The sequence below is a fragment of the Mycobacterium sp. AT1 genome, assembly GCF_002043095.1.
Lineage (GTDB): Bacteria > Actinomycetota > Actinomycetes > Mycobacteriales > Mycobacteriaceae > Mycobacterium.
The window spans coordinates 260523-283029 of the sequence record NZ_MVOC01000027.1; the positions used below are offsets into that span (position 1 = coordinate 260523).

Sequence of the window (22507 nt, forward strand, 5' to 3'; positions counted from 1 at the left end):
CCGCTCTAGTCAGATGGCCACTCATTTGGCTTCTCCCGAACGCACGGACGCGTCAGCCCTGCGCCGTGACGTCGCCGCTGCAGCCGACCGCTACCGGGCACTTCGGCGCGTTCCCGTTCGCTGAGCGACCGGTAGCGCGCCGAAATCGCGACGGAGGCGGTGTCTTGTCGGTGGGTGCGGGCACTATGGCTAGATGGCCCGCAAGTCCGCTGCACCGGCAGCACCGCTGGCCCGCTTCAGCGACCTGACGCGGGAGTGGTTCACCGGCACCTTCGCGGCACCGACGGCTGCCCAGACCGAGGCGTGGGACGCCATCGCCAACGGGGACAACACCCTGGTCATCGCGCCTACCGGGTCGGGCAAGACGCTCGCGGCGTTTCTCTGGGCCGTCGACCGGTTGGCCTCCGGTGAGCCACGGGCCGCCAAGGCAGGCACCCGGGTGCTGTACATCTCGCCGCTCAAGGCACTCGCCGTCGACGTCGAGCGCAACCTCAGCACCCCGCTGACGGGCATCGGCCGCGTCGCGGAACGCCGAGGAGAGGTCGCCCCGAGCATCAGCGTCGGGGTCCGCTCCGGCGACACCCCGCCCAATCGACGCCGCGAGATGATCGCCCGGCCACCCGACATCCTCATCACCACACCCGAGTCGCTCTTCCTGATGTTGACCTCGGCCGCACGGGAGACCCTCACCGAGGTCGACACCGTGATCGTCGACGAGGTGCACGCCGTCGCCGCGACCAAGCGCGGCGCCCACCTTGCGCTGTCGCTGGAGCGGCTCGACCAGCTGATGGACAAGCCCGCCCAGCGCATCGGGTTGTCGGCGACCGTCCGACCGCCCGAGGAGGTGGCCCGGTTCCTGTCCGGCCAGTCCCCCACCACCATCGTGGCGCCCATGGCTGCCAAGACCTTCGACCTGTCGGTTCAGGTGCCCGTCCCCGACATGGCCAACCTCGAGAACAACAGCATCTGGCCCGACGTCGAGGAACGCATCGTCGACCTCATCGAATCTCATCGGTCCTCGATCGTGTTCGCCAATTCCCGGCGGCTCGCCGAGCGACTCACGGCCCGGCTCAACGAGATACACGCCGAGCGCCAGGGAACCGAGCTCGTCGAGACGCCCAACCCGAAGGTCGGCGGCGGCTTTCCCGCCCAGATGATGGGCAGCGGCGTGGCAAAGGGCGCCGAGCCGCTCCTGGCCAAGGCTCACCACGGATCCATCAGCAAGGAGCAGCGGGCGATCGTCGAGGACGATCTGAAGACCGGTCGACTCAAGGCCGTGGTGGCCACCTCCAGCCTCGAACTCGGCATCGACATGGGGGCCGTCGACCTCGTCATCCAGGTGGAGTCCCCACCGTCGGTGGCCAGCGGGCTGCAGCGCATCGGCCGTGCAGGTCACCAGGTCGGCGAGATCTCCCAGGGCGTGCTGTTCCCGAAGCACCGCACCGATCTCATCGACTGCGCGGTGACGGTCCAGCGCATGCTCGCGGGTGAGATCGAGACCATGCGGGTGCCGACGAATCCCCTCGACATCCTCGCCCAGCACACCGTCGCGGCGGCCGCACTCGAGCCGCTGGACGCCGACCGCTGGTTCGACGCCGTGCGGCGCAGCGCCCCGTTCGCCACGTTGCCCCGCAGCGCGTTCGAGGCGACGCTGGACCTGCTGAGCGGCAAGTACCCCTCCACGGAGTTCGCCGAGCTGCGCCCCCGGTTGGTCTACGACCGCGACGCAGGCACCCTGACCGCACGACCGGGGGCCCAGCGGCTGGCGGTGACCTCCGGCGGCGCCATCCCCGACCGTGGGATGTTCACCGTGTACCTGGCGTCCTCGGCCGACACCGACAAGCCCTCTCGGGTAGGCGAACTCGACGAGGAGATGGTCTACGAGTCGCGGCCCGGCGACGTCATCTCTCTGGGCGCCACCAGCTGGCGGATCACCGAGATCACCCACGACCGCGTGCTGGTGCTGCCCGCGCCAGGGCAACCCGCCCGGCTCCCGTTCTGGCGCGGCGACGGGGTGGGCCGACCCGCCGAGTTGGGTGCCGCGATCGGCGCTTTCACCGGCGAACTGGCTGCCATGAACCGTGAGAAGTTCGACGAGCGTTGTGCCACAATGGGTTTCAACGACTTCGCGACGAACAACCTGTGGCAGCTGATCTTCGACCAGAAGGAAGCCACCGGCACCGTCCCCACCGACACCACGTTCGTCGTCGAACGCTTCCGCGACGAACTCGGCGACTGGCGGGTTATCCTGCACTCCCCCTACGGCTTGCGGGTGCACGGGCCGCTCGCGCTCGCGGTGGCGAGACGGTTGCGGGAACGCTACGGCATCGACGAGAAGCCGACGGCGTCCGACGACGGCATCATCGTGCGCCTGCCCGACACCGAGGACACGCCGCCGGGTGCCGAGCTGTTCGTCTTCGACGCCGACGAGATCGACCCCATCGTCACCGACGAGGTGGGCGGCTCTGCGCTGTTCGCGTCGCGGTTCCGGGAATGCGCCGCCCGCGCGCTACTGTTGCCGCGGCGCCACCCCGGCAAGCGGTCGCCGCTGTGGCATCAGCGTCAGCGCGCCGCGCAGCTGCTCGACATCGCCCGCAAATACCCCGACTTTCCGATCGTCCTGGAGACGGTCCGGGAGTGTCTGCAAGACGTGTACGACGTTCCGACGTTGCGCGATTTGATGAATCACGTTGCGCAACGGCGCATTCGCATCCTCGAGGTCGAGACCGTCACGCCGTCTCCGTTCGCGGCGTCACTGCTGTTCGGCTACGTCGGGGCCTTCATGTACGAAGGCGACAGTCCGCTGGCCGAGCGGCGGGCGGCGGCCCTGTCGCTGGACAGCACGCTGCTCGCCGAACTGCTCGGTCGCGTCGAGCTCCGCGAACTCCTCGACCAAAAGGTCATCGAGTCGACCGTCGCCCAGTTGCAGCACCTCGCCGAGGACAGAAAGGTGCGCGACGCGGAGGGGGTAGCCGATCTGCTGCGACTGCTCGGGCCACTCACCGAAGCCGAGGTGGCGCAGCGGTCCACCGTCGACGAGGTCGGTGGCTGGGTGGAGGGCCTGCGGTCGGCCCGCCGTGCGTTGACGGTGTCGTTCGCTGGCCAGACGTGGTGGGTGGCGGTCGAAGACATCGGCCTTCTCCGCGACGGCGTCGGCATCGCCGTACCCGTCGGCATCCCGGCCAGTTTCACCGAGTCGGTCGCCGATCCGCTCGGTGAGCTCCTCGGTCGATACGCCCGCACGCGCGGCCCGTTCACCACCGCCGACGCCGCCGAACGCTTCGGACTGGGTCTGCGGGTGACGGCCGACGTACTCGGCCGGATGTCGTCGGACCGGCGGCTGGTGCGCGGCGAGTTCACCACCTCCGTTCCGGTCGACACCGAGCAGTGGTGCGACGCCGACGTTCTCAAGATCCTGCGACGACGGTCGCTGGCCGCCCTGCGGGCCCAGGTCGAACCGGTCAGCACCGCGGCGTACGCCAGGTTCCTGCCCGCCTGGCAACAGGTCGGCGTCGAGAAGAGCACGGGGATCGACGGTTTGGCGTCGGTGATCGAGCAGCTCTCCGGGGTGCCGATTCCCGCGTCGGCGATCGAGCCGTTGGTGTTCGGGCAGCGGGTGCGCAACTACCAGCCCGCGATGCTCGACGAGCTGCTGGCCGCGGGCGAGGTGACGTGGTCCGGCGCCGGTTCGATCAGCAGCGGTGACGGCTGGATCGCGTTTCACAGCGCCGACACCGCACCGCTGACGCTTGGCGCGCCAGCCGACTTCGAGCTCACCGACGTGCACCGCGAGGTCCTCGACACCCTCGGCAACGGCGGGGCCTACTTCTTCCGCCAACTCACCGCCGGCGCTTCGGAGGCCGACACGAAAGCCGCTCTCTGGGAACTGATCTGGGCGGGGCGGGTCACCGGTGACACGTTCGCTCCCGTGCGCGCCCTGCTCGCGGGATCGGGGAAGCGGGGCGGCGCCCACCGGCAGCGCCAACGTCCGCCGCGGTTGAGCCGCTACAGCGTCGCCCACGCCCAAACCCGCACCACCGACGCGACGGTCGCCGGCCGCTGGTCGGCGTTGCCGCACCCCGAGCCCGACTCGACCATCCGGGCGCATTTCACCGCGGAGCTCCTGCTCAACCGGTACGGCGTGCTGACCAAGGGCGCGTCGGAGGGGACGCCCGGCGGATTCGCCATGCTGTACAAGGTGCTCACCGCCCTCGAGGACGTCGGCCGGTGCCAGCGCGGCTACTTCGTCGAATCCCTTGGCGGCGCCCAGTTCGCGGTGGCGTCCACGGTCGACCGGCTGCGCACCTACCTCGACGACCTGGACCGCCAGCGTCGCGACTATCACGCGGTGGTGCTGGCCGCCGCCGACCCCGCGAATCCCTACGGCGCCGCGCTGCCGTGGCCCACCGAGGCGGACACCGGACACCGACCGGGGCGCAAGGCCGGCGCGCTGGTCGTCCTGGTCGACGGGGAGTTGACCTGGTTCCTGGAGCGGGGCGGCCGGTCGCTGCTGGCTTTCTCACCCGACGCCGAGGCGCATGCCGCCGCCGCGACGGCACTGGTCGAGCTGGTAGGCGCCGGCCGGCTTCAGTCGCTCCTCGTCGAGCGCATCAACGGCGTCCCGGTCCTGGAGACCGGCGCGGGCCCGGAGCACGTCGCGGTCCAGGACGCCCTGACCGGCAGCGGCTTCTCCCGGACCCCGCGCGGGCTACGCCTGCGCTGAAACGGCCACGGCACCGCGCGCCGCAGAGGCAGTGCGGTCGTGGCGGTCATCGAATGCCCGCCCATCGCCGCAGGGCGTCGTCCAGCCCCGCACCGTCGGAGGTGTCACTCACCCAGGCGACCACGCCGTCGGGGCGCACCAGGACGCCGGCGGGCGTCCCGTCGTCGTCCGGGACGGTCGTGACGTCGGTGGCCCACGGCGCGGCGAGGCGCGTGAACACACCGTCTCGCGAGCGGTCGAGCAAAAGGAAACCTCCGCCGTGGCCGTGGTCGACCAGACGGGAGCCGTCGCGCAGCCAGAGATCGGGGACCAGCGCCCCGACCAACGGGTGGTCGCCGGAAGGGCCGACGCGCTGCGTCACCCCCGAGATCTTCTTGACCGCGTAGGTCGTGCCCGCCGAGGTTCCCAGCAGGTCGCCGACGACCCCGCGAAGAGCGGCCGACTTGGCGTCGCCCCGCATCAGGCCGGTCTGCGCCCGCGTCCAATCCAGCACCCAGGCGCCGACGGGCCGGCGCTCGGCGTCGTAGGTGTCGAGAAGCGCCCCCGACGCCCGGCCCGCCACCACGGCGCCCAGCTTCCAACCGAGGTTCATCGCGTCGCCGATCCCCAGATTGAGACCCTGGCCACCGAACGGAGGGTGCACGTGGGCGGCGTCGCCGGCCAGCAGCACCCGCCCCGATCGGTAGTCCGCGGCCTGGCGGGTGTTGTCGGTCCAGCGGGTCGGCGTCGTGCGCAGTGCCGTCACCGTGACGTCGGTGCCCGAAGTCCGGCGCAGGCTGGCCTGCACCTCGTCGAGAGTGACCGCCGCCGCACGGTCGGCACGCGCGAACTGCGCACCGGCAGAACTGAACTCGAGGGTGACCACCCGACCTGGCTGTGGACCGTGGCGGTACACCCCGTGCGCCGACCACACCCAACCGTCCGCGAGTCTCTCGTCATCGACGATCTCGACGAGCGCTTGGTATCCGACGAGTTCGGCTGCGGTGCCAGGGAATTCGATGCCCGCAAGTCGGCGTACCGCACTGCGCCCGCCGTCGCAGCCCACCAGCCATCCGGTATGCACCGCGCCGGTGGAGGTGTCCACGCGGACGCCGTCACCGGTGTCTTCCAACGCGGTGACCTCGACGCCGCGATGCACCGGTACGCCGAGTCGTTCGACGTGCTCGGCGAGCAGTGCCTCAAGGGTGGGTTGCGCGATCATGCGGCAGCGATCGGCGGCGGTGTGCGCGGCGAAGTCGGGATCGGACCAGTCGACGAGGTCGGGGTCGAGGACCATCCCGGCGAAGTGTCCGGTGAACCGCGGGCCCGATGTCCCGGCAGGCAGCAGACCGCGGCGGTCGAGCGCTTCTGCCGTCGGAACGTTGATCGACTGCGCCTTCATCGCCCGATCCGGCTCGGTCAGCCGCTCCAACACCTGGACGTCGGCTCCGGCGAGCGCCAGTTCCGCGGCGAGCATCAGGCCGACGGGACCGGCTCCGACGACGGTCACGTCGAATCCGCACTTCTGCGCCATGTTCACGAACACCGTTCTAATAACGAACACAGTTCGTGTCAAGTTAAGCTGGACGCGTGAACCCGAAGGAGCGGCGCGCGGCGCGCCATCAGCCGCCAGGCCCCGGGACATCCGCCGTCACGCGACCGCGGCGCCGCAAGACGCCGCTCACCCCGGAGCACGTCGTCGACACCGCATTGAAAGTCGTTGCGGCAGAGGGATACGAGGCGCTCACGATGCGCCGACTGGCGGATGCACTCGACACCGGACCCGCGTCGCTCTACGCCCACGTGGTCAACAAGGCCGATCTCGACGAGCTGCTCATGGGCCGGTTGTGCGCCAAGCTCGACCTGCCCGAGCCCGATCCCGACGCTTGGCGGGAGCAGATTCGCAGCGTGTGCACGCAGATGCGCGACCAGTACCTCAAGTACCCGGGCATCTCCCGCGCGGCGCTGGCCATGGCGCCCACCGACCTCGAGATCGTGCGCGTCAACGAGGGAATGCTGGCGATTCTGCTCGCCGGCGGCATCGCACCCCAGGCCGCCGCGTGGGCAGTCGACGCCCTCTTCCTGTACGTGGCCTCCTATTGCCTGGAGTCGTCCATCGCGCGGCAGCGGGCAGCCGACGACGACACCGAATGGGTGCTCGACCGCGGCGAGCTGCTGCGCCGCTTCGCAGCCCTGCCCGCCGCGACGTTCCCCAACACCACCCGGTACGCCGCCGAGCTGACCGCCGGCGAGGGACACGACAGGTTCGACTTCACGCTCGGGTTGATGGTCGACGGGCTCGACCACCGCTGACCGCCGAAATGGCAAAAGTGACAAAACATCGGCGGTGGCGTTCCATACTCGGAAAATGGTCTCGCTGATCGTTCACGGCATCCTCGGCGTCCTCGTCATCGCTTGGATCGTCCGCGCCAACCCGCACGTCTTCGCCCGCCCCACGGACGGACCCGCGTTCTCGGCGCTAGAAATCGCGTTCTACGTCATCGGCGTCGCGTCGATCGCGCTCGGCTATTACTTCAACCACCAGTTCGTCGCCCAGTACGCCGTCCCCGGCGGCAACCCCTTCTGGGGCCCGGGCAGCTGGCAACAGTTCATCGCCCTCGGCTACGTCAACCCCGCGGCGGCATCGGCGAGCCAGGACTACACGATCATCAACGTCGTGCTGCTGCCGCTGTTCACGATCGTCGACGGGCACCGACGTGGAATCCGTCGGCCGTGGCTGTTCTTCGTCGCCAGCCTCTTCACCAGTTGCGCGTTCGCGTACGCCTTCTACTTCGCGGTCGTGGAACGTCAACACCGCCACCAGAAGACCTCGGCGCCCACCGCGTCGATTCCCGCCTGACGCGCCCGGCGGGAACATCACCACACCGAACCAGGTTGAGCACGGTCGTGACCGACACACGACTGCGCACCCCGTTCGGATTCGACTCGACCGCGGCGGAGGTGATCGCAGGCGTCGACCTCACGGGCCTGCGGGCGATCGTCACCGGCGGCGCGTCTGGCATCGGGGTCGAAACCGCGCGCGCCCTCGCGAACGCCGGCGCCGAGGTGACATTGGCCGTCCGCGACGTCGCCGCGGGTCACCGCGTCGCAGCGGACATCAGCGGCACCGTCGATGTGGCGGCCTTGGATTTGAGCGAGCTGGACAGCGTCAACGCCTTCGCCGCGGCGTGGAGCGGCCCGCTGCACATCCTGGTCAACAACGCCGGGGTGATGGCGATTCAGGAGCTGACCCTGTCTCCGAGCGGCCACGAGATGCAGTTCGCCACCAACCACCTTGGACACTTCGCGCTCGCCGTCGGCTTGCACGACGCGCTCGCCTCGGCCGGTGGGGCCCGTATCGTCTCGGTGAGTTCGTCGGGTCACCTGCGCTCACCGGTGGTGTTCGACGACGTCGACTTCGCGTTCCGTGACTACGACCCCTTCGGCGCGTACGGCCAGTCGAAGACCGCCAACGTGCTCTTCGCGGTCGAGGCCACCCGTCGCTGGAAGGCCGACGGAATCCTCGCCAACGCGTTGATGCCGGGCGGCATCGCCACGCCGCTGCAACGGCACCTCCCCGCCGACTACGCCAAGCAGGCGCTGACGGCGTTCCGGGCCGCGGGCACCGACTTCAAGACGGTCGAGCAGGGCGCCGCGACGTCGACGTTGTTGGCGGCGTCCCCGCTGCTCGACGGCGTCGGCGGTCGGTACTTCGAGGACTGCAACGAAGCCTCGGTGGTCGACCGACGCCCCGGCCCCGGCCGCGGCGGTGTCGCGCCGTACGCCTTGGACCCCGCGAATGCCGAACGGCTGTGGGAACTTTCGCTGACGCTGACAGGCCTCGCTTAAGCCGGCATTGGGTGAGCCGCGTAGAACTCGACGTGGCGGGTCGCGGCCGCCGCCCACGTCAGCGACGCAGCCAGCGCGCGTCCCGGCCCCGGATCCGCGCCGGACTCCATGGCCTCGGCCATCAGGTGCGCGAATGCGGTCGGCGTCGCGCCGTAGCGGACGGTGTCCCCGAAGACCTCGCGCAGCACCGGCAGATCCCGGGTGACGACGGGACGACCCGCGGCGAGCGCTTCCATCGCGGCCAACCCGAACCCCTCCTTGGTCGACGGGAAGGCGAACACCGACGACGCGGCAACCAGGCTCGGCAGGTCGCCGTCCTCGACCGCGCCGAGGATCAGCGGCTGGACGTCCAGCTCGGCGCATCGGCGCTCGAACTCGGCCCGGTAGTCGCGGTAGTCGAACAGCGTCTCCCCACCGGCGATCACCAGTCCGACGTCGGGATCTCGTTGCCGAAGAAGGTGATACGCCTCCACCAGGTCGAGGGTGCCCTTGCGCGGCTCGATGCCGCCGACCGCGAGGACATAACGCCCCAGCCGGCGCCGCCACTCCGCGCGCCGCGCCTCGGCGACCGGGTCGTCGGACGCCGCGGCGGCGAACCGTTGCGCCGCAACGCCGTTCGGAATCACCGCCGGCGACAAGCCCCACCCGGCCCGCACCTCCGCGGCCACCGCCCCTGAGACACAGATGCGGGCGTACGGTTCGACGACGGCTTTCTCGTGGCACTCGGCCAAGACGGGCGTGGTGAACTGGTCGAGGTGGTGGATGGTCCGGATGCAGCGCCCCACCGCGTTGGCGCTGATGCAATCCTGCGCGTGCACGACGTCGTAGGCCTCCGGCGTGAACGCCTCGCGCAGCAACGCAATCGACCGCACGATGCGCGCCGTGACCGATTCCTCGCCCTCGTTGGGGAAGTCCACCAGTCGTACCCGCACGCGCGGATCGACGGCGCGGAAGAACCCGCGGTCGCCCTGTCGGGCCAGCGACCACACCGTGACGTCGACGCCCGCCTCCGCGAGCGCTTCGGCAAGGTTGAGCGTGTGCACGACGCCGCCGCGAGGCTTCGTGGAATAGGTGAGCAGCGCGACGCGCACGGTCAGCTCCCAGCGCCGATACCGTAGGCGTCGACCCGACGTTCGGCGATGTGGTTCAACACCTTTCGGGCGCGGGTGATCTCGGCCTCGACGTCGACGGTGACCTTGGCCAATCCCCCCTTTGAGCCCGTGTTGGCCAACACGTCGCCGCCAGGGCCGACGACCTTCGCCTGGCCAAGGAAGCGCAGCGCGCCCATCACGCCCGTCTGATTCGACGAGACGACGACGACCTGGTTCTCCGCGGCGCGGGCACAGTCGTAGAGGTCGAACAACCGCGCCTGCCGGTCCGCGGGCAACCGGGACGCCCGGTCGGTGACGCTGGCCGGCCACGCCGACAACGCGGCGATGACGTGAGCGCCGTCGAGCGCGAGCGCACGCGCGGACTCGGGAAACGTCTTGTCGTAGTCGATCAGCATCCCCAGCCGACCGACCGGGGTGTCGAACGCCGCGAACGAGTCACCCGCCAAATACGCCAACGACTCCCCCGCCGGCTGATGCACCTTGCGGTGGTGGCCCAGCACCCCGTCACCCGAGACACAGATCGCCGCGTTGTAGCGTCCGCCAAGCGCCTGCTCGGCATACCCGACGCAGACCGTCATCGGACCCGCCGCCGCGATCACCGCCGCGATCTCCGGCCCGTCGGGATCCAAGGCGGGTGGCTGGTCGTTCAGATCGGGCGCGCGAAGATCGCCGATGTACCCGCCGAGACACGCGTCGGGGAACACCAACAACTCCACGCCGTCACGCGAGGCCGCCTCGACGATGCCGACCACCTTGCTGACGCCACGGTCCACGTCGCGGCCGAAGTGCGCCGCGACCGCACCGATCGTCACGAGTCCCAAGTCAGGCCCTTCCCAGCCCGGTGACGTCCGCCGCCACCGCGGTCGTGGTGACGCCGTCGGGCCACCTCAGTCGGACCCCACGGCGAGCGGTCAGCTCCCCGCACGCTCCCGTGACCACACCGGACGGCACGCGTGGCGACGACGCTCCCGCCCGGTCCGCGGTGAGCATGGCGTATCCCGGAAAGCACGTCAGCCACGCACCCATGTCGGCGGCGTCGGGCCGGGGAATGCGAGCCACGTCGAGTTCGGCGCCCGTCCCGCTGGCCTCGGCCAGCATTCCCATCGTGCCGACTACACCGGCCATGCTGACGTCCTTCGCCGCCCGCGGCGCCATCCGCGCGACCAGCGTGGACAACTCGGCGAGGTCGTCGCCGCTCCGGGTGCTACTCGAATCCCATTGCCTGCCATGGTGACCCGGCCGCCACCCGCCCTCGAGATCGGCCGTCAGACGCACGGTGTCACCGGCGGAACCGCCGCCGGCGCGGATCGGACTCGACGTGCGCCCAAAGGCCGTCACCGCCAACGAGGCGGGCACCCCGAGTTGGGTGTGGCCGCCGAGCACCGGCACCCGCCACGCCTGCGAGGCCTTCGCGATGCCGCGCACGATGCGGGTCAGCAGCGATCGGGTAGGTGCCCCGACGGCGTCGAGCAACCCGGTCGGCGCAGCGCCCATCGCGGTCAGGTCGTTGACGTTGACCAGCACCGAGCACCACCCCGCCCACTCCGGATCGCGTTCCACCATGGACGGGATGATTGCATCACACGCGGCCACCAGGTCGCTGCCGGGCAGCGGCACGCCGTCGTCGCCGACGAAACCGTCGGGACCGAGACCGCCGGGCACCGCGCGCAACGGCGCCAGGGCGTCCCCGAGAAACGACTTGGTGGCGTCGGCGAGGCGCTGCATCCGGTGCAGCGGCCACCGCATCAGCGCGTGCGGCTGGCCGGCCACCAGACAATCACCGTGGTCCTCCCAGCCGAGCGTGCCGAACATCGCCGCGTACCGCCGCTGCACGGTGGCGTCGAAACGCAGCACGCCCGCCGACTCCGCGTGGGCGCACGCCGCGCGGACCAGTGCCGGACCGACTCCCGACGACCGCGCGGCCGAACTGGTGACGAGCCTGCTGCCGGTCCACCAACCGAGGTCGGGCTCGCACCGCGGGGTCAGCCGCACGCCGCCCACCACCGTTCCGTCCTGGGCGACCGCCACCAGGACCACCGTGCGCGGGTCGTCGTCGACGTCGTCGGCGTCGCTCCCGGCGAAGAGGTGCTGGTCGACGACGAAGGCGTCGTGACGCAGCCCGCGGTAGGCGGCCAGGTCGGCGGCGTCGTCCGCCCGGCGGATGAGGAAGCTCGCCGCAGGACCGGCGTGGGTGCGGGTTCCGGCGAGAATCGACAGCGTCTCCATGCCTCTCACCCGCCGACGCTCTGCAGGACGCCGCACGCCCCACACGCGGCGCAGCCTGCCTTCTGGTCGGCACCGGCCATCCCCGCCAGTCGCAGCACGTTGGCGACCTCCCGTGACACCTTCTCGACGGTTGCCGCGTCGGGCGCGCCTACGCCGTCGACGTCGACCGCCAGCGTGCCGGGGTGCGGACGGAACGGCACCACGAAGGGGTAGACCCCCATCTCGACGAGTTCTGCTGCGCCGGCGATCAATTCGTCTGGGTTCTCACCAAGCCCGACGATGAGATACGTCGACACCTGGTTGCGGCCGAAGACGCGGACCGCCTCCCGCCACGCCTCGCGGTACTGCGCAAGGGGAACCGTCGCCTTGCCTGGCATCCACCGGCGGCGTACCTCGTCGTCCAAGGACTCGACGTGGATGCCGATCGCATCCGCGCCGGCCTCGCGCAAGTCGGTCAGCACCGCCAGATCCGCCGGCGGCTCACACTGAACCTGGATGGGCAGATCCGGCACCACAGCCTTCACCGCCCGCACGCACCGGGCCAGATGCCGGGCACCGCGATCGGTGCCCGCCGACGTGCCCGTCGTCATCACCATCTGGCGGACGCCGTCCAACCGCACCGCGGCCTCGGCGACCTCGGCCAGCTCGTGTGGACGCTTCACCGCGGTCGTGGCGCCCGAGCGCAGCGACTCCTCGATCGAGCAGAACCGGCACCGATCGTCGACGCCGTACCGGATGCATGTCTGGACGACTGTGGTGGCCAGCACGTTTCGGCCGTGTAGCCGGGCGATCTTGTCATACGACACGCCCTCGGCGGTCCGGAGATCGTAGAACGCGGGACGGTCGATCACGTCGACCTCCAGGCCCGAGTCCTCCCCGTCGAGCAGAACGCGGCTGCCGTCGAACACGAAGGGGCTGTTGGGATTCAGCGGTATCGCGGCGGCGCGTCCGTCGATCATCAGGTGGCCGTCGGCACTGGGGCCGGCACCGGCGGTGCGGCTGACGGGCGGGCGGCCCCGGATGCCGAGCAGGGTGAGGTCGACGCGGGTGGAGACGGACATGGCTTTCCTCGTTCTCAGCGGGCCACGGCGAGGCGGCGATGAGCGCTTGTCGCGGACTGGCGTCGGAGATCGTCGATGACCGTCGTCGCAATGTGTTTGGCGTCGCGGTCGACGCCGAGGAATCGACCGGAACCCCACGTGTGCATCCACGGCAGTCCGACGAAGGACAGGCCCTCGACCTCCGTGACGCCTCGGTTCTGCATCGGCCGCCCACCGCCGTCGAAGGCGCTGGCCTCGATCCACCGGTAGTCGGGCCGGTAGCCGATCGCCCAGACGATGCTGGTGACGCCCGCGGCGGCCAGGTCGAGCTCGGTAACCTCGGCCTCGGGTTCCCAGACCGGGGTGTACCGGGTGGCCTGCGGCGCCGTGATCCCCTCCCGTTCGATGAACGCGTCGATGTCGGCGCAGATCGAGTTGTACGTCGCGTCGGCCCTGTCGAGCGCGTGCCGCAGCGACGGCTCGAAGGTCAGCCGGGAGTCCTTGCCGTCACCGAGGGTGCCGTAGAGCCGCATCCCCTCGGCGGCGAAACGACGCAGGTCGATGTCACGGCCGCCGTCGCGACCCGTGACGTAGTGGTTGGTCTTCTCGATGGCCGCCTTGCCGCCGGGGTACTCGGGCGCGGGCTTGTCGTAGAGCCCCATGTCGGCGAGCCAGGTCATGCAATCCCGACCGCGGTAGAACCGGGCCACCCGCGGTGCGCTGCCGACCGCGAGGTGCACCTGACGGCCCTCCAGATGCAGGTCCTCGGCGATCTGGGCGCCGGACTGGCCGGTGCCGACGACCAGCACCGCGCCCTCGGGCAGCTGACCGGCGTTGCGGTACTGCTCCGAGTGAATCTGGGTGATCGAGCTGTCCAGCGACGGCGCGAAGGCGGGCAGGACGGGAATGGGATAGCCGCCGGTTGCCACCACCGCGTGGTCACACGTCAACGTCTCCTGGCCTGCCTCGGTGGCCAGCGTCAGCTCGAAACCGCCTGCGGCACGGCGACGCAACGTCGTGACGCGGGTGTGCGTGCGCAGCGGCGGCTCGAAGGTCCGAAGCCACCCGTCCAGCCACTGCACGACCTCGTCGCGGGTCATGAAGCCGTCGGGATCGGCCCCGTCGTAGGCGTAGCCCGGCAGCTTGCAATGCCAGTTGGGCGTCACCAGGGTGAAGTTGTCCCAGCGGGTGTCCGCCCAGGCGTGTACCGGGGTCTTGGCCTCCAGCACGACGTGGTCGACGCCCTCCTGAAGCAGGTACCAACTCACCGACAGGCCGGCCTGACCGCCGCCGATGACGGCGACGGACACGTGTTCGGCGGTCATGAGGTCTTCTCCAGTCCGGGGTGCATGGCGACGACGCGGATCGTCGCGTCACCGGGGTATTGCGTTGCCGCAAAGCTGATTTGCTCGGTAGTTGCGGCAGCCGATGTGCATGCGAAGCCGAACTTGGCGCGCACGCGGTCGCTGGCCTCCTGCAACGCCGTGGCGGACCGGTCGACGAAGTCCGCAACGGTGTAGTCCGAGCCGGAGGTCAGGTAGTCGTGCATCACCAGGCTTGGCGAGTAGCAGCGCTGCACCCGGCCGTCGGGCCACCGCACGTCGAAGGTCATCTCAGGCATGGGCGAGTTCCTGCCACTGGGCGGCACCCCCCGCGACCACCGGTCCGTAGACGTCCGGCCTGCGGTCGCGCAGATGGAACATGCCCGCGCGCATGGCGCGGAAGGTGCCGTCGACGTCGACGTCCGCGATCGCCATTCCGCTACCGAGAAGCGTTGTGGCGAGCACGTTTCCGCCGGGGTCGACGACCTTGGCGTTGCCGACGTAGCGCAGCGAGCCGAACGTACCGCTTTGATTGGAGGCGATCCAGAACACCTGGTTGTCCAAGGCCCGGGCGGCGTCGAACAAGTTGAAGCGGTACGTCCACCGGTCGTCCTGCAAGTTCTCCGCGGTCGCCGTCCGGGCCGCAGGCCACGCCGACAGGCTGGCGATGATCTGGGCGCCCTTGAGCGCCATGATGCGGGCGGCTTCGGGAAAGGCCTTGTCGTAGCAGATCTGCAGACCCACCCGGCCGACGGGCGTGTCGAACACGTCGTAGTCGGAGCCCGCCGAGTAGGACATGCCCTCACCGAGGGGCTGGTGAACCTTGCGGTAGGTGCCGTACACCCGGCTGCCGTCGAGTACCGCCGCTGCGTTGTAACGGGTTTCGCCGTCGGCGTCCAGTTCGCAGAAGCCGATGGCAACCACCAGGTCGCCGACGATCTGCTGCACCCTGGCAATCTCGGGCCCGTCGATGCGAATGGCCGGCGGCAGTGACCGGGTGGTCGTCTTCACCGTGTCGCCGTGGTTGCCCAACGACGAGAGGTATCCGCCGATGGCAGCCTCTGGCAACACCATGAAGTCGACGCCCGCGTCCCTGGCCTCCCGAGCCAACGAGTCGATCAACGCGTAGTTCTGTTCGAGGTCGCGGGTGAAGTTCGCCGCGACCGCCGCGAGTTTGGTCATCTCGAGCCGCCTAGACCATGTAGGTGGAGTTGACGATCGCGCCCTTGCGCGCGTAGTAGATCAGCGCGTCCTGCACGTCGAGCGGGTGGGCGGGGATGACGCCCTCGATCAGGTCTTCTTCGCGTCCGCCGTGCAGCGCGAGACCGAACCGGCAGCAGAACACCGTGCCACCCTCGGCGATGAAGGTCGCCAGGGAGTCGTTGATGTTCTGCTCGCCGGGGAAGCCCGAGTCGCCGGTCTTCGGGAAGCCGCGGGTGGCCAGGCAGTTGATCGAGCCCGGTCCGTAGAAGTAGAGGGCGGAGTCGAAGCCCTTGCGCAGCGCCCTGGTGGCCTGCAGCACCGCGACGAAGCTGACCGACGACTCGTGGGCGATGCCGTGCACCAGCGTGAAGTAGCTCTCGCCCTCCTCGGCCTGGTAGTCGGGGAAGATCTTGGTGCCGCCGTAGATGTTGGACCCCTTCGGCAGGGACGGATGCGGGATCTCGGCGAGCGAGGTCTTGATCTTCTCGGCGATCGAATCGTCAAACGACATGGCTGACTCCAGGATTCTCGGGTGAGGGTTCTTCGAACTCGGCGACGCTGCCGGCAGGCCAGATGATTTCGGCTTGACCCAATTAGAGAAGCCGCACGTTTCCGAATGGTCATCGCAGGAATACGTTTCGGTTATCCGGAGCTCACACCCGACACGAGGGTGTAACAAACGGTGGTGCGGGTAGGTTCACCCCATGCCAGAAGGTGACACCGTCTTCCGCGCCGCGGACAAGCTGCGGACCGCCCTGGCTGGCAAGACGCTGACGCGATGTGACGTGCGGGTACCGAAGTTCGCCACCGTGGATCTCACCGGCCAGGTGGTCGACGAGGTGCTCAGCCGCGGCAAGCACCTGTTCATCCGCGTGGGGGACGCAAGCATCCACTCGCACCTGAAGATGGACGGGGCGTGGCTGGTCGACGGTCAGATCCGCCGCGTCCCCCAGCACAAGGTGCGGATCATCCTGGAAACAGCCGACTCTCGCGCCGCCGGCGTCGACCTCGGGGTGCTGGAGATCTTGCGGCGCGATCTCGACATGGACGCCGTCGCGCACTTGGGCCCCGACCTGCTTGGCGACGACTGGGAGCCACGGGTCGCCGCGGCCAACCTGACGGCGGACCTGGATCGCCCGCTGGCCGAGACGCTGCTGGACCAACGGGTGATGGCGGGTGTCGGCAACGTCTACGCCAACGAGTTGTGCTTCGTGTCGGGACGCCTGCCCAGTTCGCCGGTGAGCGCGGTCAAGGATCCGTTGCGGATCGTGCAGCGCGCCCGGGACATGCTGTGGCTGAACCGGTCTCGCGTCAACCGGACCACCACCGGCAACACCAGGGCGGGCAGCGACCTCTGGGTGTACGGCCGGGTCGGACGACCGTGCCGCCGCTGCGGGACGACCATCGAGTCCGATCGCGCTCAGGTCACCGGCACCGAGCGGATCTCGTTCTGGTGCCCGGTCTGCCAGACGTAGCCCCCCTCGCCCCGCGAGCAGACGCAAAGGGCCCTCAATCGCACGGATTGAGGGCCCTTTGCGTCTGGTCGCGGCAGGTCTGGGCTAGTTCCAGGGCAGCGCCAGCTTGCAGATCTTGCGGACGACGGTGCCGAACTGCTGCGGCAGCGGACCCTTGTTGTAGGGAATGCCGTAACGCTCGCAGATCTCCTGCACCTCTTGCGAGATCTCCGCATGCCGGAAGGCGGGGATGTCGGGGAACAGGTGGTGTTCGATCTGGAACGACAGATTGCCGCTCATCACGTGGAAGAGCTTTGCCGATTCGGGGCGAGCGGAGCGACGGGGGGACAATCCGGTGAGGTTCGCCGAGCCGAGGATCTGGCGGAAATACCACATGCCGCGGGTCTCGTTGGCGGTCTCCTCCTTGGTGAACTCCTGTGTGCCGTCGGGGAAGTGGCCGCAGAAGATGATCGCGTAGGACCAGACGTTGCGAATCAGGTTGGCCGTCAGGTTGCCCGTGAACACCCACGGCGCGAACGGACCGGCGAGCAGCGGGAAGGCCACGTAGTCCTTCAACGTCTGGCGCTTCACCTTGCCCCAGATGCCCTTCAGCGTCTCGCGCTTGTCGGCGATGCTGATCTCACCGGAGCGGATGCGCTCGGTTTCCAGCTCGTGCAGCGCGACGCCGTACTGGAACAGCACCATCAGCAAGAACGCGTAGACCGGGTTGCCGTAGTAGTACGGCGTCCACCGCTGGTCTTCGCTCATCCGCAGGATGCCGTAACCGATGTCGCGATCCATGTCCACGATGTTGGTGTAGGTGTGATGCATGTAGTTGTGCGAGTGGCGCCACTGATCACTCGGGCAGGCCGAGTCCCACTCGAAGTTGCGACCGGCGAGCGCGGGATCGCCGGTCCAGTCGTACTGGCCGTGCATGATGTTGTGGCCAATTTCCATGTTGTCGAGGATCTTCGACGCGGCCAGCATCGCAGTGCCCGCGATCCACGCCGGCGGGAGGATGCCGGCGAACAGCATGGCCCGGCCACCGACCTCGAGTGCGCGCTGCGCCTTGATGACTCGGCGAATGTAGGTGGTGTCGCGCTCACCGAGGTCGGCGACGACCCGCTCGCGCAGTGCGTCCAGTTCGGCACCGAACGCGTCGGCCATCTCCGGTGTCATCGTGACGGGCTTGCCGCCGACGACCTTGGTGATCGCTTCTTGGATCGGGGCGGGCAGAACGTCTGCGACGTCCTCTTCGATGGTCTTGTCGAGCATGGTGCGGACGTGAGGAGCATTCAGGATGGCGGTCATGGCGATCTCCTTCTCGGTGGGATTGGGCTTAGAGGGCCAGCTCGACGTCGCCGACGGGAACGGACACGCAGATCTGCACGTCCTCCTCGTCGGCCGCCGAGACGGCACCGGTGATCCGGTTCTTGACCGCGCCGCTGGTCTTGCGACGGGTGCAGGTGTGGCAGATGCCCATTCGGCATCCGCTCTGCGGGGTCAGGCCCGCGGCCTCGGCCTGCTCGAGCAGGGAGCGACCGTCGTCGGTCACCTCGACGCCGCTGTCGGCGAAGGCGACCGTTCCGCCGGACGCCTCCGTCGGAACCTCGAACACCGGCGGGACGAAGCTCTCGAAGCTGGCGTCCGGGTAGTGCGTGCGGACGGCGTCGACCAGCGCGGGTGGGCCGCACACGAAGACCGCGTCGGGAGCCGGCGCGTCGACGAGGTGTTCGGGTCCGAAGTAGCCCGTCAGATCGCCGGCGTCGGCTTCACGCGAGTACCCGTGAAGCACCCGAACCCCGGACAAGGCGTCGAGCTCGAGGCGATAGCACGCCTCCTCGGCGGTGCGGGCGTAGTGGATGAAGGTGACGTCACCGTCCGCCCCCTCGCGGACCAGCGTTCGCACCATCGACAGCACCGGTGTGATGCCGCTGCCGCCGGAGACGAAGAGAATGTTGCGGGGACGCTGCGTGGGGAGGGTGAAGTCGCCGCCGACCACGTCGAGTCCGACGACCATCCCTGGCCGGGCGTTGCGGAAGAGATGCCGCGACACCACGCCCTTGTCGTGCACGCCGACGGTCAGCTCGACGAGCCGGTCCCCCTCGGCGTTGGCCGGCGAGTAGCAGCGCGTCTGCTGGCGGCCGTCGACCTCGACGGTCACGTTGACGTGTTGGCCGGCGCGCAGGGCCGGGCCGGCCGCGAAGGCCGCGTTGGGTTCAAGAGTGAGGGTGACGCTGCGGGGCGTCTGACGGCGGACCGCGACCACCTTGGCGCGGCAGTCCCCCAGCGTCCACGTGGGCTCGACGAGCTCCGTGTAGCGATCGACGCCGTGCGGTCCGGTGAGCAGGTCAACCAGAGGCGACCGCAGCACTCTGTCCCGCAGGCTCAGCGTCTTCGTTTGAGTGAACATGTGTATACCGTGCGCTCACAGGACGCGACCGTCAATGGATCCGAGCAGGTTGTGGTAGGTTTCACAACAGTGAACGATCGTACGCCCAGTTCACGATCGTCCCGGTCGGGACGCTCGGGATCCTCCCGCTCTCGCGACACGTTGTCCCGAGAGGAACGCAAGGAGGCGACTCGTCGTGCCATCGTGGCCGCTGCCCTGCGACTCCTCGAGGAACGCAGCTTCAGCGCGTTGAGCCTGCGCGAGGTGACCCGTGAGGCAGGCATCGTCCCGGCCGCGTTCTATCGGCACTTCGACTCCATGGAAGCACTCGGCCTCGTCCTCATCGACGAGTCCTTCCGCGCCCTACGCGACATGCTGCGCGGCGCGAGAGCAGGCAAGCTCGATCCAAGTCGGGTCATCGAGTCGACGGTCGACATCCTCGTCGCCGGCGTAGCCGAACGCCGTGAACACTGGCGCTTCATCGCCCGCGAACGCAACAGCGGCGTGACGGTGCTGCGCTACGCCATCCGTACCGAGATTCGACTGATCACCTCGGAATTGGCCATCGATCTGACTCGCTTCCCCGGTCTGAACTCGTGGAGCGCCGAGGACCTCAACATCCTGTCCAGCTTGTTCGTGAACTCCATGATCGTGATCGCCGAAGCCATCGAAGACGCACCCGACCAGGCCGCCCTCGACGACATCCGCCACACCGCCGTCAAGCAGTTGCGGCTCATCATCGTCGGAATCAGCGGATGGCACAGTAGCGACTGAGTACCGCCCATAGGCTGGGTCGCTATGTCCCATCTCGAGCTGAGTCGTCCGCGCCCCGACGTCGCCGTCATCACGCTCAATCGCCCAGACAAGCTCAACGCGCTCAACTTTGGCCTCGTCGAGGAACTCCATCAGACACTCGACGAAGTCAACGACGACGATCTGTGCCGCGTCGTCGTGCTCACCGGGGCGGGTCGCGGATTCTGCTCCGGTCTGGACCTGACCGACCCGTTTCCCGACGACGCGCGCCGCGGGCTTTCCTTCCCGCGGTCGAGCATGCGCTGGCAGGAGCGCATCGCGGAGCTCACCGTCAAGTTGAGCACCCTGCGTCAGCCGGTGATCTCGGCCGTCAACGGTCCGGCCTACGGAGGCGGGTTCGCTCTGGCCATGGCATCCGACATCCGCATCGCCGCACCGTCGGCTCGGTTCTGCACCCAGTTCATCAAGCTCGGACTTGGCGGGTGCGACATCGGGGTCAGCTACACGCTGCCCCGACTCGTCGGTGCCGGCCAGGCCTTCGACCTGATTCTCACCGCACGCATGGTCGAGGCCGACGAGGCACTGCGCATTGGCCTGGTGTCCCGCGTCGCGACGGGTCCCGTGCTGGACGAGGCACTGGCCATCGCCGAAACCCTCTGTGAATACGGCAAGTTCGGCCTCGAGTCCACCAAGCAGGTGTTGTGGGCGAACCTGGAGGCACCCAGCCTGCAGGCGGCGTTGCACTTGGAGAACCGCAGCCAGGTCCTGTCGACGACGACCGGCGAACTGACCGAGGCGACATCTGACTTCGCGAGCCGCAAGAAGAACTGATGCCGATGTATCCGGAGATCGAACCGTATGCCTCCGGCCTGCTTGACGTGGGCGACGGCAACCAGATCCATTGGGAGACATCGGGCAATCCCGACGGCGTACCGGCGCTTCTGGTGCACGGCGGTCCAGGGTCGGGTTGCGTGCCGGGGATGCGACGGCCGTTCAACCCAGAGCTGTACCGCATCATCGCCTTCGATCAACGCGGCTGCGGCCGCAGCACACCCCATGCCGGCGATGCCGCGGTTGACTTGGCCGACAACACCACTCATCACCTGATCGCCGACATGGAACTGCTGAGGGAGCATCTCGGGGTGGAGCGCTGGTTGCTCGCGGGCTGGTCCTGGGGCACGACGCTGTCGTTGGCCTACGCCGAGCAATATCCCGACCGCGTCACCGCGCTGGCGCTGACGGCCGTAACCACCACCGGGCCCGCCGAAGTCGAGTGGATTACCCGCGACGTCGGACGACTCTTCCCGGAAGAGTGGTCACACTTTCGCGACCAGCTGCCCGAGGAGGACCGCGGCGGCAGCCTCGTCGACGGCTACGCCCGGCTACTCGCCGACCCGGACCCGCTGGTGCGCGAGAAGGCTGCCCGCGATTGGTGCGAGTGGGAGGCCAGCCACGTCGACGTGGACGGAACGCGCCCGCCGCCGGCCCGCTACGGCGACCCCGTCTACCGAATGTGCTTCGCGCGGTTGGTGACTCACTATTGGCGGCACGCCGCCTGGCTTGCCGACGGAGAGTTGCTGCGCAACGTGGCGCGCATCGCCCACCTGCCCGCGGTGCTGATACACGGTCGCCTCGACCTGAGCAGTCCCCCGGACATCGCGTGGCAGCTCGCGCAGCGGTGGCCCGCCGCCAGGCTGCACCTGGTACGTGGCGTCGGGCACACCGCCGGCGGCGTGATGGCCGACCACCTCGTCGACTTCCTCGACGACGTCAGCCGTCGGGTGTGACCAGGAGTCGTTCCGGGTGGTGGAGGTAGTTCAGCCGGGCTTGGCCGACGTCGAGTGGTGGTGGGGGTATCCACTGCACACCCTCGGGGCCGACGGTGACCGTCCAGCCTTGTTCGGCGAGGCGGTTGTCTCCGCCGCAGGCGAAGACTACTTCGTCGATGTTGGTTTGCCCGTTGTTCTTGGCCCACCCATTGGTGTGATGGACCTGGGTGCCGTACCCGGGGACGGTGCACCCGGGTTTGGTGCACCCGCGGTCGCGGGCGTGGAGCACGATCCGCTGCCCCACCGACGCCAACCTCTTCGTCCGGCCGAGGTAGAGGGCTTCGTTGGTGTGCTTGTCGAACACCGCCAAGTAGTGGTGGGCGTGGGAGGCCATCCGGATCAGATCGGCCATCGGGAGCAGTGATCCTCCGCCGGTGACGCCACTGCCGCGGGCTGATTCGAGGTCTTGCAGGGTGGTGGTGACGATGACGGTGACGGGCAATCCGTTGTGCTGGCCCAGTTCACCGGAGGACAGGACGGACCGTCCGACGGCGATGAGCGCGTCGTGGTTGCGTTGTCCGACGGTGCGGGTGTCGTTGTCGATCTGCTCCTGGCTGGGGGTCCCCGAGGTGCGCGGTTCGTGGTCGGCGGGGTTGCACATGCCGGGTGCGGCGTATTTGGCGAG

20 protein-coding genes are annotated in these 22507 nt (G+C 69.0%); 8 read left to right on the forward strand and 12 right to left on the reverse strand.

Features of this window, described 5'->3' with window-relative positions; all coding sequences use genetic code 11:
• The first annotated feature begins 193 nt into the window (after nucleotides 1–193).
• Entirely contained in the window at nucleotides 194–4723 is a 4530-nt protein-coding gene (locus B1790_RS13610) for an ATP-dependent helicase (protein ID WP_079923704.1), read from the forward strand.
• A 46-nt stretch (nucleotides 4724–4769) separates the two neighbouring features.
• On the opposite strand, the gene B1790_RS13615 is transcribed toward B1790_RS13610, so the two are convergent.
• Nucleotides 4770–6236, reverse strand: coding sequence for an FAD-dependent monooxygenase (locus B1790_RS13615; RefSeq protein ID WP_079923769.1), 1467 nt, complete (start codon nucleotides 6234–6236; stop codon nucleotides 4770–4772).
• Nucleotides 6237–6292: 56 nt separating this feature from the next.
• Between B1790_RS13615 and B1790_RS13620 the strand changes: the two genes are divergently transcribed.
• Genes B1790_RS13620 through B1790_RS13630 form a run of 3 tightly spaced genes read left to right on the forward strand, consistent with a single transcriptional unit; the run spans nucleotide 6293 to nucleotide 8551 of the window.
• Complete coding sequence (locus tag B1790_RS13620) at nucleotides 6293–7015, forward strand: TetR/AcrR family transcriptional regulator (RefSeq protein WP_079923705.1); 723 nt, start codon at nucleotides 6293–6295, stop codon at nucleotides 7013–7015.
• Nucleotides 7016–7070: 55 nt separating this feature from the next.
• Nucleotides 7071–7562, forward strand: a complete 492-nt coding sequence (locus tag B1790_RS13625; protein WP_079923706.1) for a DUF2834 domain-containing protein — start codon at nucleotides 7071–7073, stop codon at nucleotides 7560–7562.
• Nucleotides 7563–7609: 47 nt separating this feature from the next.
• Nucleotides 7610–8551: an SDR family NAD(P)-dependent oxidoreductase gene (locus tag B1790_RS13630; RefSeq protein WP_079923707.1), complete on the forward strand. Its 942-nt coding sequence runs from the start codon at nucleotides 7610–7612 to the stop codon at nucleotides 8549–8551.
• Here B1790_RS13630 and B1790_RS13635 read toward each other — a convergent pair.
• From B1790_RS13635 to B1790_RS13670, 8 genes are read right to left on the reverse strand one after another with little or no spacing between them, the layout of a single operon-like run.
• Nucleotides 8548–9642 (reverse strand): MSMEG_0565 family glycosyltransferase, encoded by a 1095-nt coding sequence (locus B1790_RS13635; RefSeq protein WP_079923708.1) that lies wholly within the window; start codon nucleotides 9640–9642, stop codon nucleotides 8548–8550. The genes B1790_RS13630 and B1790_RS13635 overlap by 4 nt on opposite strands.
• Nucleotides 9643–9644: 2 nt before the next feature.
• Nucleotides 9645–10484, reverse strand: coding sequence for a carbon-nitrogen hydrolase family protein (locus tag B1790_RS13640; RefSeq protein ID WP_142271292.1), 840 nt, complete (start codon nucleotides 10482–10484; stop codon nucleotides 9645–9647).
• Between the two features lies 1 nt (nucleotide 10485).
• On the reverse strand, nucleotides 10486–11889 hold the full coding sequence (locus tag B1790_RS13645; protein WP_079923709.1) for an MSMEG_0567/sll0787 family protein: 1404 nt from the start codon (nucleotides 11887–11889) through the stop codon (nucleotides 10486–10488).
• A gap of 5 nt (nucleotides 11890–11894) precedes the next feature.
• Nucleotides 11895–12950 (reverse strand): MSMEG_0568 family radical SAM protein, encoded by a 1056-nt coding sequence (locus B1790_RS13650; protein WP_079923710.1) that lies wholly within the window; start codon nucleotides 12948–12950, stop codon nucleotides 11895–11897.
• A gap of 14 nt (nucleotides 12951–12964) precedes the next feature.
• A complete protein-coding gene (locus B1790_RS13655; protein ID WP_079923711.1) occupies nucleotides 12965–14254 on the reverse strand; it encodes an MSMEG_0569 family flavin-dependent oxidoreductase in 1290 nt (429 codons plus the stop codon).
• The gene (locus tag B1790_RS13660; RefSeq protein ID WP_079923712.1) at nucleotides 14251–14550 is read right to left on the reverse strand and encodes an MSMEG_0570 family nitrogen starvation response protein; all 300 of its coding nucleotides are present in this window, start codon (nucleotides 14548–14550) and stop codon (nucleotides 14251–14253) included. Before B1790_RS13660 ends, B1790_RS13655 begins: the two co-directional genes overlap by 4 nt.
• A complete protein-coding gene (locus B1790_RS13665; RefSeq protein WP_079923713.1) occupies nucleotides 14543–15433 on the reverse strand; it encodes a carbon-nitrogen hydrolase family protein in 891 nt (296 codons plus the stop codon). The genes B1790_RS13660 and B1790_RS13665 overlap by 8 nt, the downstream gene beginning before the upstream one ends.
• Nucleotides 15434–15443: 10 nt before the next feature.
• Entirely contained in the window at nucleotides 15444–15965 is a 522-nt protein-coding gene (locus B1790_RS13670; protein ID WP_056556557.1) for an MSMEG_0572/Sll0783 family nitrogen starvation response protein, read from the reverse strand.
• Between the two features lie 193 nt (nucleotides 15966–16158).
• On the opposite strand from B1790_RS13670, the gene nei2 reads away from it, so the two are divergent.
• Nucleotides 16159–16929 (forward strand): endonuclease VIII Nei2, encoded by a 771-nt coding sequence (gene nei2, locus B1790_RS13675; protein ID WP_079923714.1) that lies wholly within the window; start codon nucleotides 16159–16161, stop codon nucleotides 16927–16929.
• An 84-nt stretch (nucleotides 16930–17013) separates the two neighbouring features.
• On the opposite strand, the gene B1790_RS13680 is transcribed toward nei2, so the two are convergent.
• Together B1790_RS13680 and B1790_RS13685 are read right to left on the reverse strand one after the other, a co-directional pair.
• Nucleotides 17014–18087, reverse strand: coding sequence for an acyl-CoA desaturase (locus B1790_RS13680; RefSeq protein ID WP_233165108.1), 1074 nt, complete (start codon nucleotides 18085–18087; stop codon nucleotides 17014–17016).
• A gap of 160 nt (nucleotides 18088–18247) precedes the next feature.
• Nucleotides 18248–19321 (reverse strand): ferredoxin reductase, encoded by a 1074-nt coding sequence (locus tag B1790_RS13685; protein WP_079923715.1) that lies wholly within the window; start codon nucleotides 19319–19321, stop codon nucleotides 18248–18250.
• A 69-nt stretch (nucleotides 19322–19390) separates the two neighbouring features.
• Between B1790_RS13685 and B1790_RS13690 the strand changes: the two genes are divergently transcribed.
• From B1790_RS13690 to pip, 3 genes are read left to right on the forward strand one after another with little or no spacing between them, the layout of a single operon-like run.
• Nucleotides 19391–20074: a TetR family transcriptional regulator gene (locus B1790_RS13690; protein WP_079923716.1), complete on the forward strand. Its 684-nt coding sequence runs from the start codon at nucleotides 19391–19393 to the stop codon at nucleotides 20072–20074.
• A 24-nt stretch (nucleotides 20075–20098) separates the two neighbouring features.
• Complete coding sequence (locus B1790_RS13695) at nucleotides 20099–20884, forward strand: enoyl-CoA hydratase/isomerase family protein (protein ID WP_079923717.1); 786 nt, start codon at nucleotides 20099–20101, stop codon at nucleotides 20882–20884.
• A complete protein-coding gene (pip, locus tag B1790_RS13700; protein WP_233165098.1) occupies nucleotides 20884–21840 on the forward strand; it encodes a prolyl aminopeptidase in 957 nt (318 codons plus the stop codon). The genes B1790_RS13695 and pip overlap by 1 nt, the downstream gene beginning before the upstream one ends.
• Here pip and B1790_RS13705 read toward each other — a convergent pair.
• The coding region (locus B1790_RS13705; RefSeq protein WP_142271293.1) for an HNH endonuclease signature motif containing protein at nucleotides 21824–22507 on the reverse strand (684 nt) is incomplete at its 5' end. The two genes, pip and B1790_RS13705, sit on opposite strands and share 17 nt — an antisense overlap.